The sequence below is a fragment of the Gimibacter soli genome (genome assembly GCF_028463845.1).
In the GTDB taxonomy this organism is placed as follows: Bacteria; Pseudomonadota; Alphaproteobacteria; order Sphingomonadales; family Kordiimonadaceae; genus Gimibacter; species Gimibacter soli.
This window is the reverse complement of the sequence record NZ_CP116805.1, coordinates 1,153,572-1,170,569: the sequence shown is the minus strand read 5'-3', so window position 1 is coordinate 1,170,569 and position 16,998 is coordinate 1,153,572. Positions and strand designations below refer to the sequence as shown.

Genomic DNA, 16,998 nt, shown 5'->3' with positions numbered 1-16,998 from the left:
TCAGGCGTCGGTCAGTCCGACCGGCGCCTGAAATAGCGGCTGGCGTAATCATCTGCCTGGTTCGGCGCACCCGCCGCGTTATCGAGCGTCAAGGCAACCACCTGGCCCCCGGCATCCGACGGGAAGGCGACATAGATGCGCCCTGCTGCCGTCGGGTCTGTCCATACTGTGCGGAAAAGCCCGTCACGAATAGGGGTCAGCGTGCCCTTCAGCGCCGGCATGCGCGCGAAGGCGATTTCAAGCTGCTCGTCCTGCAGCGTCACGGTCACATCGCCCATCACATCGTCCACATAGCTACCGGCATAGATCGCCAGCGGGCGGGTCAGCGGCAACACTTCGGGCTCCGGCCATTGCTTGGCCTTTGCCTCCGCCTCTTCCTTCGCTTCCTCGGCGGCATACCATGCCACCCAGTCGCGCTTTTCATCCGGCGCCAGCCAGGACTTCAGCAGCCCCTGCATTACCGACTGGCGGGCATATTCGTGCGAGCCATTGTTGAAGAGCGCGATACCGAGATTCTTCGAGGGCACCAGCATCACATAGGCCTGCCAGCCGCCCAGCGTGCCGGTGTGCGACACCGTCTTCACACCGTTCACATCGGCGAGCCGCCAGCCAAGGCCATAGGCACGAAACGCCGTGCCATCTATTTCCTGCATCCGCTTTGAAAGCGGCAGAAGAGCCTGCGACGCCCACATTTCGTCCCGCTGCTTTTCGCTGAAGGGCGCATGGGTGCCATCAAGCTGCGCGACCATCCATTTGGCCATGCCTTCGGCGTTGCAGACACCGCCCCCTGCCGCCACGGAAGCCGTAGGGTTACGGTCGATCCCGTTCCGCACATGGGGCATCAGCTTGCCATCAACCATGTCATAGCCGACGGCTGCATCCTTCAGCGCCTTGGCGGGCACCGGCCCCCAATAACAGGCGATGCCGAGCGGCTTCAGGATGCGGCGTTCCACAAAGTCGGCATAAGGCACACCTGAAACAGCGGCGACCAGTTCACCCGCCGCGATATAGAGGACGTTATTGTAGGCATAAGATGAGCGGAAGCTGGTCAGCGGCTCAAATGTCGCGAGGCTCGCCACGATTTCCGCTGCCGTGAAGCTCGATGGCTCTGGCCACAGCAGCATGTCCCCCGCCCCGTTCCAGAGCCCGCTATGGTGCGTGAGCAGGTCACGAACGGTGAAGGCATCCGTCACCCACGGATCCTTCATGCGGAAGGTCGGCAGATGGTCGGTCACCTTGTCGTTCCAGCCGATCTTGCCTTCATCCACCAGAATGGCGAGCGCCGCCGCCGTGAAAGCCTTGGTGGTGGAAGCCAGCCGGAACAGCGTTTTGGGCGTTACAGGCTTTTTGGCCTCAAGATCACGGCTGCCATAGCCCTTCAGGAAGGTGACCTTGCCGTCTTCCACGATGGCGACCGACATGCCAGGCGTATCGAATTCCTGAAGTGCGGACGTGACGAGCGTATCGATTTCCACTTCCGCCAGCCCGTCGGCACTGGCCGGCAGGGTGAATGCCGCCACGCCCAGCATGAAACCCGCCAGCGCGCGCCGCTGCCAAATTGCCCCCATTCGTCGTCCTCCCTGTCATGACGCTTGTATTCGCCGGAATTATTCCATAGATAATAATTTATTCCAACACCATAAGGCGGCCCGTCATGCCGAGCAAGAAATCACGTCCAGCCATCCATTACCGCGACGATATCCTGACGATCGAGGATATCCCGCTTCCGGCCTTGGCCGAAAGGGTCGGCACGCCAGCCTATATTTATTCCAGGGCCGCGATGCAGGCAGCCTATGCCCGTTACCGCGATGCGTTTGAAGGGATGGACGCCCTTGTCTGCTATGCTGTCAAGGCCAACACCAACCTTTCGGTGATCCGCACCTTCGCCGACATGGGATCGGGCGCCGATGTTGTCTCGGGCGGTGAGCTTCGCCGGGCACTCGCGGCGGGCGTCCCCGCGCGCCGCATCGTCTTTTCAGGTGTTGCCAAAACGCGGGAAGAAATCGATTTCGCGCTGAACGCCGATATCCTGCAGTTCAATGTGGAATCAGAACCCGAACTGAAGGCGATATCAGCCGCTGCCATGGCCTTCGGCCGCCGCGCGCGGATTGCCATCAGGGTCAATCCCGATGTGGATGCCGGCACCCACGCCAAAATATCGACCGGACTGACCGAGAACAAGTTCGGCATCGCGCTCAACCGCGCGCTTGGCGTGTTCCGGGAAGCCAAAACCCTGCCCGGCATCGATATCCAGGGCGTGGCGGTGCATATCGGCTCGCAGCTTACCTCGCTTGCCCCTTACGGCCTCACATTCGACCGGATCGCTGCATTCGTCGGCCAGCTGGCGGCTGCGGGCATCAAGCTTTCCACCATCGATATCGGCGGCGGGCTCGGCATTGCCTACCACGAAGATACGGGCCCGATACCCACGCCTGCCGATCTTGCGAAACTTGCCCGCGAGCGGCTGGGCGGTCTTGGTTGCCGCCTGATTGTCGAGCCCGGTCGGTCGCTGGTGGGCGCGGCGGGGCTGTTGCTCACCCGCGTGATATACGAAAAGCATGGCGGCGATCGCCGTTTCCTGATCCTTGACGGCGCGATGAACGATCTGATGCGCCCGGCCCTTTATGATGCCTATCACCGGATCGTGCCAGTGGTGCGCACGGGGGCCCCTGAATCGCCCGCCGATATCGTTGGCCCCGTTTGCGAAACCGGGGATACATTTGCACGGGCACGGCCGATGCCGCCGCTTCAGCCCGGTGATCTTGTCGCCATTCTGGATGCCGGGGCCTACGGCGCCGTCATGGCCTCCACCTATAACGCGCGACCCCTGGTGCCCGAGGTGATGGTGGACGGCGGCAGCGCAAGCATCATCCGCGAGCGGCCAAGCCATGCCGACATGATGGCGCTCGATAGCAACCGGGCAATCGCCTTTGCCTAGAAATGTTCGGAGACCTGCTGGCTGAGCTCCAGCAGTTCGCGCCCCTGCGTATCGCGGCTCGACATCACCAGATAGAGCGCATCGATCACATGCTGCAGCGCCACCCGCGCCACCACATGCGGCACGGTGAGCGGCGTTTTCTCCATGAAGGTGAAAAGCGTGTGATGGGCCAGCAGGCTCAGGGGATTCACATCATAATGCGTCAGCGAAATGATGGTGACGCCGTTCTCGCGGGCCTTTTCCACCATCTCGGTGATGGCGGTGTTGTTGCCGGAGACGGAGATCGCAAACAGCACATCGCCGCCACGCAGGGTGGCCGCGTTGGCGCGCTGCATGAACAGATCGGATTCCGCGACCACGGACTTGCCCATGATCATCAGCTTCAGCGCGAAGTCCTTGACGATCAGCGCGGAACTACCGGCTGCCACAAACTGGATGCGGTTGGCGCGTTCGAGCGCGCGGACCACATTCATCAGGCTTTCCTCGCTGTTCAGATCAGCAATCCAGCGCAGCACATCGGCCTTCACCTTGGCCAGTTCCTCGAACGGGGTCAGATGCTCGCTGCTGCTTTCAGACGGGGTATGCTGCGGCGCCTTCGCCGGCGTTTCGCCCTGTTGCGGCATCGCACGGGCAAGGTCTTCGCTCACCGCCAGCTTCAGGGCGGGATAACCCTTGAAACCGAGCTTCTGGCTGAATTTCACAACGCTCGACTGGCTCACACCCACGGCCTCGGCCAGCTGCTGCGAGCTATAGTCCCGCAGGAGCGAGGCGTTCTTCTGTATGAAATCGGCAAGCTTGCGTTCGTTCGCCGACATGTCCGCTGAAGCCTGTCGCATTCTTTCCAGACAATCCATCTCTGTACCCGATCCCCCCGATCGTGTGGCGGCCGGGCGGCGCCTTGCGGCATTGCCCCGTCGCCGCGCAGCGGCCAAGTTGTCTCTGACCGGTTTAGGGGGATTCATGGGTCAACTCAAGCACCATCCGATAAGGGATGCATCTGCACCCCTCAGTTGAAGTGGCGAAGCCACCATTTCAGCATCTCTTCCTCGGGCCGATAGAAAGGCGTTTCGCCCTTGTGGGCGGCCGGATCGTCAGCAAATCCGGTCATCAGCGCGATCAGCGCCTTGTCCGATTTGCGGTCAATGAGGAAAAGCCCGAGAAGCCCGTAAGCATCGCCCCGGTGCCCGCCAAGCGCCTGCGCGGGGCCAAGGTTCCAGCTTGCCGGATCAATCAGATCAACCGACAGGCCATAGGAAAGCATCGGGCCAACTTCTCCGGGCGCGGGGTCATCCTCGCCCGTCGTATTGCCGTTCCCTGCTGCGCGGTCGAACGTCCAGACGGGCGTCCACATGGCGTCGACGGTTTCGGCCTTCAGGAGCCTTACGCCATCCACCTCACCCCGCCCTAAAAACATGCGGGCGACTTTGGCCAGATCATGGGCCGAGGCCCTGAGACCGCCCTGCGGCGAGAAAAGGGTCGGATTGTCGCCGGGCACGAAGTCCTCATGCTCGATCACCACCCTTTCCCCGCGCGGGATCGCCGTCATGCCATAGTGACAGGCGACCTTCGCTCCATCGAGCTGGACATGCCACGGCCCGTCCGGCGCGAACGTGTCGCCGCCGTCCCTGCTTTTGCGGAAAAGCGAGGCCAGATGTTCAGGCTCCGGCCCGCTCACGTCGCAGGCATTGTAGCTGGCGGAAAGGCCCAGCGGGCGCAGCACATTGGCTGCCATGTAACGGTCGAACCGCTCGCCCGAGACACGCTCGATCACCCCGGCAACCACACCGAAATTCAGGTTCGAATAGGTGAAATAGGTGCCCGGCGCCTCACCCGCAGCGGCCGCGAAATGCGCGCCGCCATCATAAAGCTCCGTGCCTTTCGTGAAGAAATCGCGGAGGTGCTGACCGCGGGGCAGCCAATATTGATCGCCGTCCCGGATCGAGGACGTATGCGACAGAATCTGGCGAAGCGTGATGGGGGTATCGGGGAAATTGGGGTTACGCAGGCTGAACCCCAGATAATCGGAAATATCACGGTCAAGGTTCACCTTGCCTGCCTCGACAAGCTGCATCAGCCCGACCGTGGCGACAAGCTTGGAGATCGAGGCGATACGCACCTTGTGATCGGTGGTGAGCGGCGTGGCGACACCGTCATCCGCGAACGTGGCCATACCAAGGGCTGTGTCGAACACGACCTTGCCCTGATCCAGCACCACAACCTCGACCCCGCTCATCGCGGGGGAGCCTTCAACCGAGCCATCGAAGATACGGACAAGCGCCTCTTCTGCCGTCGGATCAACAGCACCCGCCGGCGTCGCGATCAAGCCGAGCGGCAACAGGGCGCCAAGACACGCAGCCTTCCAACCCGAACGCCTGACGAAAGCCATATATTCCCCCACTTCCCGTTATTGAATAATATATTCACACAAATACCGAAACGGTACAATCCATAGAATACATTATTCTGAAAGCGGGGATCAGGCCTAGCCGAAGGCGAAGCAGGAATAGGGTTTGCCACCGATCCGGGCGTGATAGACGGTGGTGCCCGGCTCTTGCTCGGCCGCACCCACCGCCACCATCAGGGGGATGAGATGCTCCTCGCGCGGATGGCAGGCACGCGCACCGGGGGCTGCTTCCCAGCCGATCAGGCGCCCTGTGCGCACCTCGGGTGCCGCCTCCGCCGTTTCACGGAGCCACGTATCGAATTCCACCGACGCCGCTTCGCCGCCCCGGAAGATATCGCGCAGATTATGGTAGCTGCTGCCGCTCGCCAGTATCAGCACGCCTTCGTCCCTGAGGGAACTGAGCGCCCGGCCGATGGCAAGATGGGCTTCAGGGTCCAGATCCTGCTGCAGGGACAAGGTGACAACCGGAATTTGCGCCTTGGGGTCGGCGATCAGCATCGGCACGAAAACCGCATGGTCAAAGCCGCGCTCGGCGTCATTGGCAGAGGCAATCCCGGCGCCTGCAAGAAGCGCCTGCACGCGCGCCGCCAGCGCCGGATTGCCGGGGGCGGGATAGGAGAGCTCATAGGTATGTGGCGGGAAGCCATAATAATCGAAAAGCATCCCCGGCGCCTCACCGCTGCCCACCGTCGGCACCGGGGCCTCCCAGTGCGCTGAGACCACAAGCACGGCTTTCGGGCGCGCCGGCAAGCTGTCGATTAGCCCATCCAGAAACACCCGCAGGCTTTCATACGCCTTGGGGCCAAGGGGCGGCGGGAAATCCATCCAGAAACAGGGGCCGCCGCCGTGAGTGATATAGTAAGCCGGTTGACGCATGGGGATACTCCTTCGGTCGCCCTGATATCGCGTGCACCTGCACCCGCTTCAAGGCAACACACAAAGACTTGTTCACGCCAAGCCTGCCCCATGCGCCAAAGGTTTCCGTCAGCCCTATCCGTGCAAGGTCAGGGTCTGCGGTGCGAAGCCGGCGGCGGCCAGTTCCCGCTCTGCCTGCGTGAAGCCATAGGCCGGGACGATCTCGCCAGTCCGGTCGATGATTGCATCCCACGCTGCCATCACCTGCTCCGCCGCGCGCGGGCTGTCGCCCACCTGAACGCCGTTCGTGAGGGTCACGTTGGCGCAGGCAAAGTGGCCGGCACCCGCGCACAGGATGGCGCGCGTCGGTGCGTCATCCGCCACCAGCGCCAGAAGGCCGGGGCTGACGAGTGCGGGGTCGAGCTTGGCGAGCGCGTCGGCAGCCAGCACGCCGTCCGTCATCTGGGTTGCGGCGGTTGGTGCCAGCGCATTGACCCGGATGCCGTAGCGGTCGCCTTCAATCGCCAGCGTCTGCATCAGACCCACCAGCGCCATCTTTGCCGCCCCATAGTTTGCCTGCCCGAAATTGCCATAAAGCCCGGAAGACGAGGTCGTCATTACCACCCGGCCATGGCTTTGCTCGCGCATGATATCCCACACGGCCTTGGTGCAGATGGCGGCACCCATCAGGTGCACATCCACCACCAGCCGGAAATCGGCCATGTCCATCTTGGCAAAGCTCTTGTCGCGCAGGATGCCGGCATTATTGACAAGGATATCAACGCGGCCCCAGGCATTCATCGCCTTGGTCACCATCGCGGCAACCTCGGCTTCATCCGTGACCGACGCCTGCACGCCGATGGCCTCGCCGCCGCCAGCGCGGATATCATCGGCCACGCGCCTTGCGCTGTCGCCGTTCATGTCATTGACGATCACCTTGGCGCCGTGGCTTGCCAGCATCAGCGCATGGCAGCGCCCGAGCCCGCCGCCGGCGCCGGTGACAATCGCTACGCGGTCTTGCAGTTTCATGTCTCATTCCTCCCGTTTCTGGATCGAATTTTTATTCGCTATCTTGTGAGTTAATAAAATGACCAAACAACAATCCACCCATGCCCTGCCCCGACCGGTTCAGTGCATCAACGTTCCGCTTTGCGCTGTTTGCAAACTTCGATGAAGCCGGCGGCCATGAAGGTCGCCATGCGTTTCTTGACCGCGACAAAGTCTTCCGACCGGCAAAGGCCGCCCGACAGCTTGTCGATCCGCCCGGTGCGGGCAAGCGTCAGCATCAGGGCGCCGGTCACGAAATGATAGCCCCAGAAAATATCCTCGTCGGAGCAATCGGGCAGTGCCTTCTTCAGCAGGTCAATCAGGCGCAGCACCACCGGATCGAAATGCCGGTCCATGGTTTCGGCGCCCCATTCGGGCGTGTTGGCGACCTGTGCGCCAAGGGCTGCATAGTTGCGCCAGCCTTCCCCACCCTGAATGTAAAGATCAAGGTCGGTATCAAGGAACGCCCTCAGTGCGCCTTCAACGGTCGGCTTGCCGTTCACTTCCTTCTCGTAGGCGTCCAGCATCTCCATCCGGCGCTGGCTTGTCACCACCGCACGGCGGGCAAAGACGGCATCGAACAGGTTCTTCTTGTCGTCGAAATAATAGTTGAGGAGCGTGTGGTGCACTCCCACGCTTTTGGCGACATCCTTGAGCGTCACCCCGTAAAAGCCATGCTTTGAAAACAGATACTCGGCGGCGTCGAGGATCTGTTCCATCATCTCGGCGCGTTGTTTCGCCTTGATCGTGCGTTTACGTGCTGTTGCTGCATTCTCGGCCACGCTTTCGCCTCTCCGTCAGTCTTCGGTATCGTGACCCTACGGTTTCTGGAACCGCAGGTCTAGTTACCGCCATATATCTCTCTAAGGCGCATTTTGTCTATTTTACCGGTAGATGCCAGCGGCATCTGCGGCAGGCGCACCACCGCATCGGGTATCCACCAGGGGGCGACACGGCCTTGCAGCGGTTTCAGAAGCTCGTCGTCCGTCATCGCATCCGGCTCGCGCAGCTCTACCAAGAGCACCGGTCGCTCCCCCCATTTGGGGTCAACCCGGCCGATAACAGCCGCAAGCGACACCTGCGGCAGCGCACCGATCACCGCCTCGATCTCGGAAGGATTGATCCATTCGCCGCCTGATTTGATCAGGTCCTTGGCGCGGCCGGTGATCGTCAGGTTGCCGCGCTCATCAATCCGCGCGAGATCGCCAGTATCAAACCAGCCGTCTTCATCGGTCGACGCTTCATCAAAGCCGAAATAGCGTTCAACGACAGCCGCGCCCCGCACCTTCAAATGCCCTTCCACACCGCGCTGCTCGGCCAGCGGACGCCCGGCAGCGTCAGCCAGCAGCAGGTCCACGCCGATGGCGGGGCGGCCTGAGACAGACGCCTTGCGATCAGGGTCAGCGGGCGGCGCGAAGGTGCCGGACGGCGACAGCTCGGTCATGCCCCAGCTTGTCTGGATCGTCACGCCCAGCCGTTCCTCGATCCGCGCCATCAGGGCGGGCGGCATCGGGGCGCCGCCCACGATGATCCGCTCAAGGCTCGGCACATCGCCGCCGGTCTTTTCCAGATGATCGATGAGCCCCACCCAAACAGTCGGCACGCCTACGGCAATCGTCACCCCTTCGGCGACAATGAGTTTGGCGAGACTCGCCCCGTCGGCCTGCCGGCCGGGCAGCACGAGCTTGGCCCCCACCGCCGGCACCGCAAACGGCAAGCCCCATGCGCTGGCGTGGAACATCGGCACAACCGGCATCACGGCGTCAGAGGCCCGCAAGGCCAGCACGTCAGCCTGCAGCAGGCGCAATGTGTGCAGGAAGCTCGACCGGTGGGTATAGCTCACGCCCTTCGGCGCGCCCGTTGTGCCGGATGTGAAGCAAAGGCCGGACGGGCTGTTTTCATCAAACTGCCCCCATTCAGCCTCGCCCGTTGCCGCTTCGATTTCGGCTTCCAGCGCGGTCACGTCCGGGCTTGCGCCACCTAGGTGCCAACCCTGCGTCGAACCATCGATCACCAACACATGCTGGATGGCTGTGGCACGTTCGGCAATCTGGCTCGCCAGCGCCTGCAGGTCAGCGCTGATGATCAGCACCCGTGCCTTGGACTGGCCGAGCATCGAGGCAATCTGGTTGGCCGTGAGGCGCGGGTTCAGTGTGTGGCACACCGCTCCCATCCCCATGATGGCATACCATGCCTCGACATGCGCCTGCGTGTTCCAGGCAAGCGTGGCCACATGATCGCCGTGCCCGATACCGAGCCCCGCAAGGATTGTGGAAATACGCCCTGCCCGGCGCCGCAGGTCGGCATACCCCACGCCGGTCGCCGGCCCGTCTTCACGGGCGGTCACGACCTTTGCGTCGGGGTGCCATTTTGCGGCGTGATCGAGAAATTTATCGAGCGTCAGCGAGTAAGGCTGCATGGCGCCGTGTATCATTGGCAATCCGTCGTCTTGGGTGGCAGGGGAGGTGCAATCACGCCGACATTCCAGTTCCAGGCTATGTCACCGGCGGCGCGGCGCCGGCAAACGACTTCTTCATGAAGTTCATACATGCCCGGCAGCAGATGGGTGGCTGCGTGCGGTTTGTCGGCAAAATACATATAGCCCTTGTCGGGGGCATAGCCGGGCCAGTCCGGCTGGCCGTCGGCTACCGGCTTGCCGGTCCGCGCGAAGGAGGACCAGTAGCCCATCATGGCTTCTCTCAAATTCTTTTCGGTGGTCGTGCCCGGAATCTTCGGCCAGGCATCCGTGATGCGCCGCGTGGTGCCGAACACATAGGGAATTTCAGCCGCATGGAAGGCATGAAGCCCCAGCTTGTCAGCCGCCGGATAGCTGTGATCGAAGAGATAGAGATACCCGGGCTGGCCGATCTCGGCCTGCTTTCTCACCAGCCGCTCCGCCGTCCAGCCATACATGGCATCGCGCGTGGCGGCGAGCATGGCTTCGTCGATCAGGCGCGACGGATACTGGCGCAGGAATTCATCCGACAGCTCACCGTAGCCTTTGCGGATCGCTGCTTCATAGGCCGCAGCATCATCCGGCGGGGGCGGCAGCAGGAAACGCAGCGAGCGGATTTCACCGCTATTGAAGCCGGCAAGCAGCGGCACGGGCGCCTGTTCACCGCGGTCAAACACCTCGACCAGTTGATGCGGCAGCACCTTGCCATCGATCGACGGGAACGGGAAATAACCGGCCCGCCCGACACCATCGACCAGCCCCTGCGCGTCCTTGCCGCGCAGTTCGGCCACGGACGTGGCACCTAGCTTGTTCACGATCCAGGCGCCGATAGCCTCGCCGGATTCGGACCCGTAACGTTTTTCCTTCAGGCTGGGTGCCGTGACCATATAGGCGCTTTGCGCGACAGCCTTGGCGAAAAGCCCGCGCGCATCCGGCGCTGCCATCAGATACATGACGCTCAGTGCGCCGGCGGATTCACCTGCAATCGTCACGTTTGCCGGGTCGCCGCCGAAGGCCGCGATATTCTTCCCGACCCAGCGCAGGGCTTCGATCTGGTCGAGAAGGCCATAGTTGCCCGATACCTGATCCGGCGATTCCGCGCTGAGCTCGGCGTGCGCCAGATAGCCAAGGATACCAAGGCGGTAATTGATCGAGACGACAAGGATGCCCTGCTTGGCAAGTGCTTCGCCGTCATACATCGTCTGGCTGCCCGCGCCCGCGATCAGCGAGCCGCCGTGGATCCAGACGAAGACCGGTGCCTTCTCGGCTTTCTCCGGCGCCCAGATATTCAGATACAGGCAGTCCTCGCTCGTCGAGCGCAGTTTTTCGAAATAGATGCTGCCGGGGCGCGAAGGCGGCTGGATGCAGGCGGGGCCAAAATCGCCTGCATCGCGCACCTCTTCCCACACCGGCACCGCTACGGGCGGCGTCCACCGGCGGTCACCCACCGGCGGCAGGGCATAGGGAATACCCTTGAAGATGTGAAGGCCGCTCTCCGCCTTCCCCTTCACCGGGCCTGTGGGCGCCTGAACGACAGGGCCATCAGCGGCAACGGCGAGAGGGACGGCAAAGTGAACCCATGCTGCGGCACATACAGCCGCCACAACATGGGTCAGCCCCCTTGAGAAAAGTCGAGCGCCACCCCGGCCCGGCCCCGCTGCCTCAGCAGCGGAACCGTTTGCGGGAAGACCGTTCGGGTGAAAACTCGCGGGGGTAAAGGCCTTCATGACGCACCTCAGTAAGTATAGCTGAAGCGCAGGCCCACGGTCCGCGGCCGCAGGGTCCCGAACCGGCTGGCCAGGAAGTTTTCCGGGTGGACATAGGTGATGTCGCTATTGTCGAACAGGTTTTCGGCATAGGCGATCAGCATCCAGCTATCCTTGCTCACCCCCACCTGCACGTTCACATTCTCGAACGCTTCGGTGAAGCCATAGGTCGGGCTTTGCTGGTTCGGGCGACCCGGCACATTCTGGAAGAGCCCGGGGAAACTGCCGACATGGCTGATTGTGCCGGCGGCGAAGCCCTGCATGTCATCGCTGACATCGAAGCTGTATTTCACCGTTGCCGAGCCCTGGAAGTGCGGCGACGCCAGCTGTGCCCCTTCAACCGCACCCGAAATGGCGGCCTCTTCGGGCGTCAGGCTGACCACCTTGGAGTCGTTGAACGAGCCATTCAGGTTGATGTCCAGCCCTTCGGCGGGGCTTGCCGCAATCTCGAACTCGATCCCCTTGGAGCGGGCCGCGCCGATATTGGTGGCGAACTGCACCGAATCCGACACGCGGTTTGCCTGCACCTGGATGTTTTTCCAGTCGATGACATAGGCCGCGAGGTTGGCGGTCAGCGCACCGTTCAGCCAGCGCCCCTTGAGGCCAACCTCATAGTTGGTGAGCTTGTCGCTCGATGCGCCGTAAGGAATGATGATGTCGTTCGGGTCCACAACGCTCGAAAGGCCTGCGCGGGCGTTCACGATGGGCGAACGGAAGCCGGTCGAGATCGTGGCGTAAGTCGTCACTTCCTGCGACATGCGATAGGACAGGCTCGCCTTGTAGGAAAGCTTACTGGCCTTGGCCTTGTCACCTTCAGCCGCCACCACCGGCGTGATGGTCAGGGGGCCCGTGAGACCACCCAGTGCCGCCGCCAGATAGTTGCTGTTGTAGCCGCCTTCCTCGGTGAAGGATTGCACGTCGGTGCTGCCATAGCGCAGGCCGCCGGTGAGCCACAGGTCATCCGAAATATGATAGGTCAGCTCGCCGAAGGCAGCGAGTTCGTTCGACTTCGTGTGTGCCCCGAACGACTGGTAGGTGTCGCCGTCAAGCCCGGTGAGCCCGCGTGCGGCAAGGAATTCTTCCGACGCGCGATACTCATAGTCCACGTCCCGACGCTTGTAATAATAGAAGCCACCGATGACCCAATCGATCTTCTCGCCCGGATCGGAAACGATGCGCGTTTCCTGAACGAAAATCTTGTCGTAGGCCGAAGCATCCAGCCGGAACGGAATGGTGAAGCCGAAGGTGTTTGCGAGATCGACGAAGAAGGTCTGGTCAAACTCCGAATAGGTCGACGAGCTCGTCAGTGTCGCCCCGTCGAACTGGTAATCCAGCGTGGCGTTGTAATTGTCGAGGTTCGCATTGAAGAGGTCAGGACGCTCCGAATTGCGCTTGTTGCGGCCAAGCGCCGGGTTCACCAGCGACGAATCCTCGGGCTTGCTATCCTCGTGCGAAGCCATCAGGCGAAGCGACAGTTTCTCGGTCGGCTCCCACAGCAGAATGGCGCGGCCACCCCAGCTTTTGTGGGCGTTGGCGTCTTCAACACCGGTGAGGACGTTATCGACATAACCATCCTCGTCGCGGCGGAAGGCAACAACACGCAGCGCCAGCTCGTTATCGACAATCGGAACGTTGACCATGCCGTTATAGCGCTGGCGCAGGGAATCCGAGCCCGTGAGACCATAATCCACAAGGGCCGATGCCTCGAACTCGTCAAGGTCCGGGTTCTTGTTCAGGATACGCACGGCACCGGCAAGCGAGCCCGAGCCGAACAGTGTGCCCTGCGGCCCGCGCAGGAACTCGACGCGTTCGACGTCGTAAAGGTTCGGGTCAAGGATCGTCGAGTTGCCGTTTGCGGAAATCGGCAGTTCGTCGATATAGATCGCGACCGTGCTTTGCAGGTTGGCGTTGTAGCCGTTGGTGGCAAGGCCGCGCGCCGTGAAGTTGTTGAAGTTCTGGGTCGGGCGGTTCATCACCACGCCGGGCGTTTCGTGCGCCAGCCCCTCGTAACCGACAATGCCCTTCTCGGTCAGCTTCTCTTGCGAGAAGGCCGTGATGCTGAGCGGCACGTCTTGCAGCTTTTCGTTCCGCCGGGTGGCGGTCACGATGATTTCGTCAAACAGCGGATCGTCTTTGGCGGTTTCAGCGGCGCCCGATTGTCCGGCCGCTTGCGCATAGGCATACGTCGAACCGGCCGTCACGGCAGCAGCGCAAGTGACGGCAAACAGAATCTTTTTCATAGATCCTCCCCTCTCCCTAACTTGAAATTCCCCTCCCGCACCGGCCTCCCCTGAGTCCGATGCAGGCTGGATATTGACACGCCGGGGGGCGTCTCGTCAACACTCACTCTCACGCGTGTGAATATTTGATTTGATGCTTTCGAAACAAGGCGTTAGGGGTGTTTTTCAGGGACTTTCTCGGCAATAACCCCCACATTGATAAACCATTGTTGGCCAGCAGCGCGGCGGCGGGAGACCAGTTCTTCCTGCATTTCAAACATGCCGGGCACAGGGTTGCGGCCCGCCACCGGCACGCCGTCGAAGCGCATGAAAGCCTCGTCGTCGCCGTAAGGCCTCCAGGCATCATGGCCGGGGCTTGATGGCACACCGGTTTTCGCGAAGGTCACCCAATACTCCATCATGGCGGCAGACAAGGCTTCGTCCTCGCTGCCCTCAGGCCTTGGCCAGTTGGGTGGGACGGTGCCACCCGCCCCCGCTTGCCCGAAAACAAACGGCAGTTCGCTGGCATGGAAGGCGCACAGATCACGTGCAGCAGCGACCGCGTCGCAATGATCGAAGAGATAGAGATAAGCCGGTTGCCCGGCTGCCGATTGCTTATGGGCAAGATGCTCGCTCGCCCAGCCGTAAACCGCATCCCGCACGGTGGCGAGCATGCTGTTTGCAATGTCATCCGCCGGATAACCCTTCAGGAAAGCGTCGGCGAGGTCGCCGTAGCGTGCCCGGATTTCGGCCTCATAATCAGCTGCGGTTTCAGGCGCCTTCGGCACAAAGATGCGCTGCGAGCGGATTTCGCCGCTGTTGAACCCGATCAGCAGCGGTACCCTTGCCTGCGCGCCTTCATCGAATATATCCACCACCTGCGCCGGCAGGCCATGACCGCCTGCCGTGCCTTGCGGCACGAACCGCGCCTTCATCGAGGCGAGCGTAATGGCCGTCGCATCCAATTCCCGAAGCGCACTCAGGCTCTCCGCACCTACCCCCTTCATCACGGCAACACCGATTGCTTCCCCCGAAGGCATGCCATGGGCAGCTTCCTTCAGATTGGGAACGGCGCGGATATTGGCGCTTTCGACAATCGCCTTGTGGAACAGGCCCCGCGCCTTGGGGCTGGAGAGAAGATAGGTAACGCTGAGTGCGCCAGCGGATTCACCCATCACCGTTACATTGGCCGGATCGCCACCGAAGGCCACGATATTGTCGCGCACCCATTCAAGCGCCCTGATCTGGTCCGTCAGGCCGTAATTGCCGGAAATACCGTCTTGGGATTCAGCGCTGAGATCCGGATGCGCCATCCAGCCAAGCACACCAAGGCGGTAATTCAGCGACACGAAAACCACACCCTTGCGCGCGAGGTTCGCACCATCATAAAGCGGGCTCGAGGTATGCCCCCGCTGCAGCGCGCCGCCATGTATCCACACAATCACCGGGGCCTTTTCCGCTTTTTCCGGCGCCCAGACATTGAGGGTGAGGCAGTCTTCATCCATGGCTGCAGGCGGATCGAAATAGACGCTTGCCTGCGGCATCGGCGGTTGGACGCAGGCCGGGCCAAAGGCGCCAGCATCCCGCACACCTTGCCAGCTTGCAGGCGGCTCCGGGATTTTCCAGCGACGCTCGCCAACCGGGGGCAGTGCATAGGGAATGCCCTTGAAGATATGAAGCGCGGCCTCGGTCACGCCGGCCAGCCGGCCTTCAGCCACCGTCACTTCGGGCCGCGCGGCGCTGGCCGACGCCGCGGTCCAGCCGCAAAAAGCGGTCATCATGATAAGCAGTGGCTTCAGTTTCATGGCAGGCTCCCCCATTGCCGTTGCAGATCGTGCGCTTGTCTCCCCTGCGCATTCATATAAACTCTCATGCGAGTTAATATTTGTGCAAGGCGTGATTTGCGGAACAGGCCCCGCAACCGCCATGAGGGGGAGCATAGCAGTGAGGGGACCAACGAGGCGCGGATTTTTGGCCGGTGGCATGATGCTGCCCTTCATGGGCGGCCTGACGGCAAGCGCCGCACCAACCAAGGCAGACGACACGATCACCGGCAACGTGACGGACGATCTGATCCGGTACATCGGCTTCGGCAGCAAACAGGCCGGCGGCCCCGGCGACAAAGCCTGCGGCGACTGGATGGCAGGCGAACTGGTCAAGGCCGGTTTCGAAATTGAGCGCCAAAGCGTTTCAGTGCCTTCCTTTGCCCCCGCCCGCACGGAGCTGGTGTCAGGTGACGCCAAAGCCAATGTGTGGCCGCAGCCCATTGTGATGCCCACGAGCGCGGAGGGGATAAGTGCCCGGATCGTTCGGGTGGATGCCGCGGGGCGGGCCAGTGCACCGCTCGATGGCGCCATTGCGCTGATCGACCTGCCGCATGGTCGCTGGTCCTCGGCCCTGTCGAAGGCGATCTGGGCGCCGACAAAGGCTGCCTTTGCCGCCGGGGCGGTGGCAGCCGTGATCATCACCAACGGCCCGAGCGGCAAGGTGATCGCGCTGAATACCGATGGTCGCAAGCCGATGTTTGCCGGCCCCACGGCACTGATCGCACCTGAAGACGCCGCCCCCTTCCTCGCAGCCGCCATGGCAGGCGAAACAGCGACGCTGTATCTGACAGGTGAGAGCAGCCGGCGGCCGGCTTTCAACTTTGTCGGGCGGATCGACCGCGGCAAGGGACGCTGGCTGATCGTATCGACCCCGCGGTCCGGCTGGTTCACCTGTGCGGGCGAGCGGGGCGGCGGGGTTGCCGCCTGGCTTGCAATCGCACGCTGGGCAGCCGCGGCCGTTACCAGCCATAACCTCGCCTTCGTCTGCAACAGCGGTCACGAATATGAATATCTGGGCGCCGAGGAATCGATGAAGGCGATGGCACCAAAACCGGCCGAGACGGATTTCTGGCTGCATCTCGGCGCCAATCTGGCGGCACGCGACTGGCACGAAATCACCGGCGCGCCCATGCCGCTGCCGGGTACAGATGCACAGCGTTATCTGGTCACAAGCCCTGCCCTGCTGCCAGCAGCACGCGAGCTGTTCGCCGGCCTTTCGGGGCTTGAGGCACCCTATTCGAGCCAGGATCTGTCGGCGGGGGAACTGACCGGCATCATCGCTGCCGGCTACCCGTCGGTTGCCGGCATCTTCGGGATACACCGCTTTCATCATGTGGCGGAAGATGACGCCCGCTGCGTGGTGGCAGCGGCGGTCGCAGAAACAACGACAGCCTTCCAGCGGTTGCTGGTGGCTGCCTTGAAAATCTGACGAAAGAAGAAGGCGCCGCGCGGGGCCAAGGTCCGAAGCCGGGGGGATAACCCGGCCCC

General features: G+C 62.3%; 12 protein-coding genes. 2 read left to right on the top strand and 10 right to left on the bottom strand.

Going from position 1 to position 16,998, the window contains the following annotated elements:
• Positions 1-11: 11 nt before the first annotated feature.
• Positions 12-1,568 (bottom strand): serine hydrolase, encoded by a 1,557-nt coding sequence (locus PH603_RS05635; protein ID WP_289505020.1) that lies wholly within the window; start codon positions 1,566-1,568, stop codon positions 12-14.
• Between the two features lie 86 nt (positions 1,569-1,654).
• Between PH603_RS05635 and lysA the strand changes: the two genes are divergently transcribed.
• Positions 1,655-2,938: a diaminopimelate decarboxylase gene (lysA, locus tag PH603_RS05630; protein WP_289505019.1), complete on the top strand. Its 1,284-nt coding sequence runs from the start codon at positions 1,655-1,657 to the stop codon at positions 2,936-2,938.
• Here the strand turns inward: lysA and PH603_RS05625 are convergent.
• The 9 genes from PH603_RS05625 to PH603_RS05585 all read right to left on the bottom strand — a co-directional run bounded on the left by PH603_RS05625 (position 2,935) and on the right by PH603_RS05585 (position 15,489).
• Complete coding sequence (locus PH603_RS05625; RefSeq protein WP_434783319.1) at positions 2,935-3,753, bottom strand: MurR/RpiR family transcriptional regulator; 819 nt, start codon at positions 3,751-3,753, stop codon at positions 2,935-2,937. The two genes, lysA and PH603_RS05625, sit on opposite strands and share 4 nt — an antisense overlap.
• Positions 3,754-3,944: 191 nt before the next feature.
• The gene (locus tag PH603_RS05620; protein ID WP_289505016.1) at positions 3,945-5,324 is read right to left on the bottom strand and encodes a serine hydrolase domain-containing protein; all 1,380 of its coding nucleotides are present in this window, start codon (positions 5,322-5,324) and stop codon (positions 3,945-3,947) included.
• A 96-nt stretch (positions 5,325-5,420) separates the two neighbouring features.
• The gene (locus tag PH603_RS05615; protein ID WP_289505015.1) at positions 5,421-6,218 is read right to left on the bottom strand and encodes a DODA-type extradiol aromatic ring-opening family dioxygenase; all 798 of its coding nucleotides are present in this window, start codon (positions 6,216-6,218) and stop codon (positions 5,421-5,423) included.
• Positions 6,219-6,332: 114 nt separating this feature from the next.
• Positions 6,333-7,226, bottom strand: coding sequence for an SDR family NAD(P)-dependent oxidoreductase (locus tag PH603_RS05610; RefSeq protein ID WP_289505014.1), 894 nt, complete (start codon positions 7,224-7,226; stop codon positions 6,333-6,335).
• Positions 7,227-7,333: 107 nt separating this feature from the next.
• Complete coding sequence (locus PH603_RS05605; RefSeq protein WP_353507384.1) at positions 7,334-7,963, bottom strand: TetR/AcrR family transcriptional regulator; 630 nt, start codon at positions 7,961-7,963, stop codon at positions 7,334-7,336.
• A gap of 122 nt (positions 7,964-8,085) precedes the next feature.
• The gene (locus tag PH603_RS05600) at positions 8,086-9,678 is read right to left on the bottom strand and encodes an AMP-binding protein (RefSeq protein ID WP_353507370.1); all 1,593 of its coding nucleotides are present in this window, start codon (positions 9,676-9,678) and stop codon (positions 8,086-8,088) included.
• Positions 9,675-11,426 carry a carboxylesterase/lipase family protein gene (locus PH603_RS05595; protein WP_289505010.1) on the bottom strand — a complete coding sequence of 584 codons (1,752 nt, stop codon included), beginning with the start codon at positions 11,424-11,426 and terminating at the stop codon, positions 9,675-9,677. Before PH603_RS05595 ends, PH603_RS05600 begins: the two co-directional genes overlap by 4 nt.
• A gap of 8 nt (positions 11,427-11,434) precedes the next feature.
• A complete protein-coding gene (locus tag PH603_RS05590) occupies positions 11,435-13,705 on the bottom strand; it encodes a TonB-dependent receptor (RefSeq protein ID WP_289505009.1) in 2,271 nt (756 codons plus the stop codon).
• A gap of 152 nt (positions 13,706-13,857) precedes the next feature.
• Positions 13,858-15,489 carry a carboxylesterase/lipase family protein gene (locus PH603_RS05585; RefSeq protein ID WP_289505008.1) on the bottom strand — a complete coding sequence of 544 codons (1,632 nt, stop codon included), beginning with the start codon at positions 15,487-15,489 and terminating at the stop codon, positions 13,858-13,860.
• Positions 15,490-15,667: 178 nt separating this feature from the next.
• Between PH603_RS05585 and PH603_RS05580 the strand changes: the two genes are divergently transcribed.
• Positions 15,668-16,939 (top strand): hypothetical protein, encoded by a 1,272-nt coding sequence (locus PH603_RS05580; RefSeq protein ID WP_289505007.1) that lies wholly within the window; start codon positions 15,668-15,670, stop codon positions 16,937-16,939.
• The last annotated feature ends 59 nt before the right edge of the window (positions 16,940-16,998 follow it).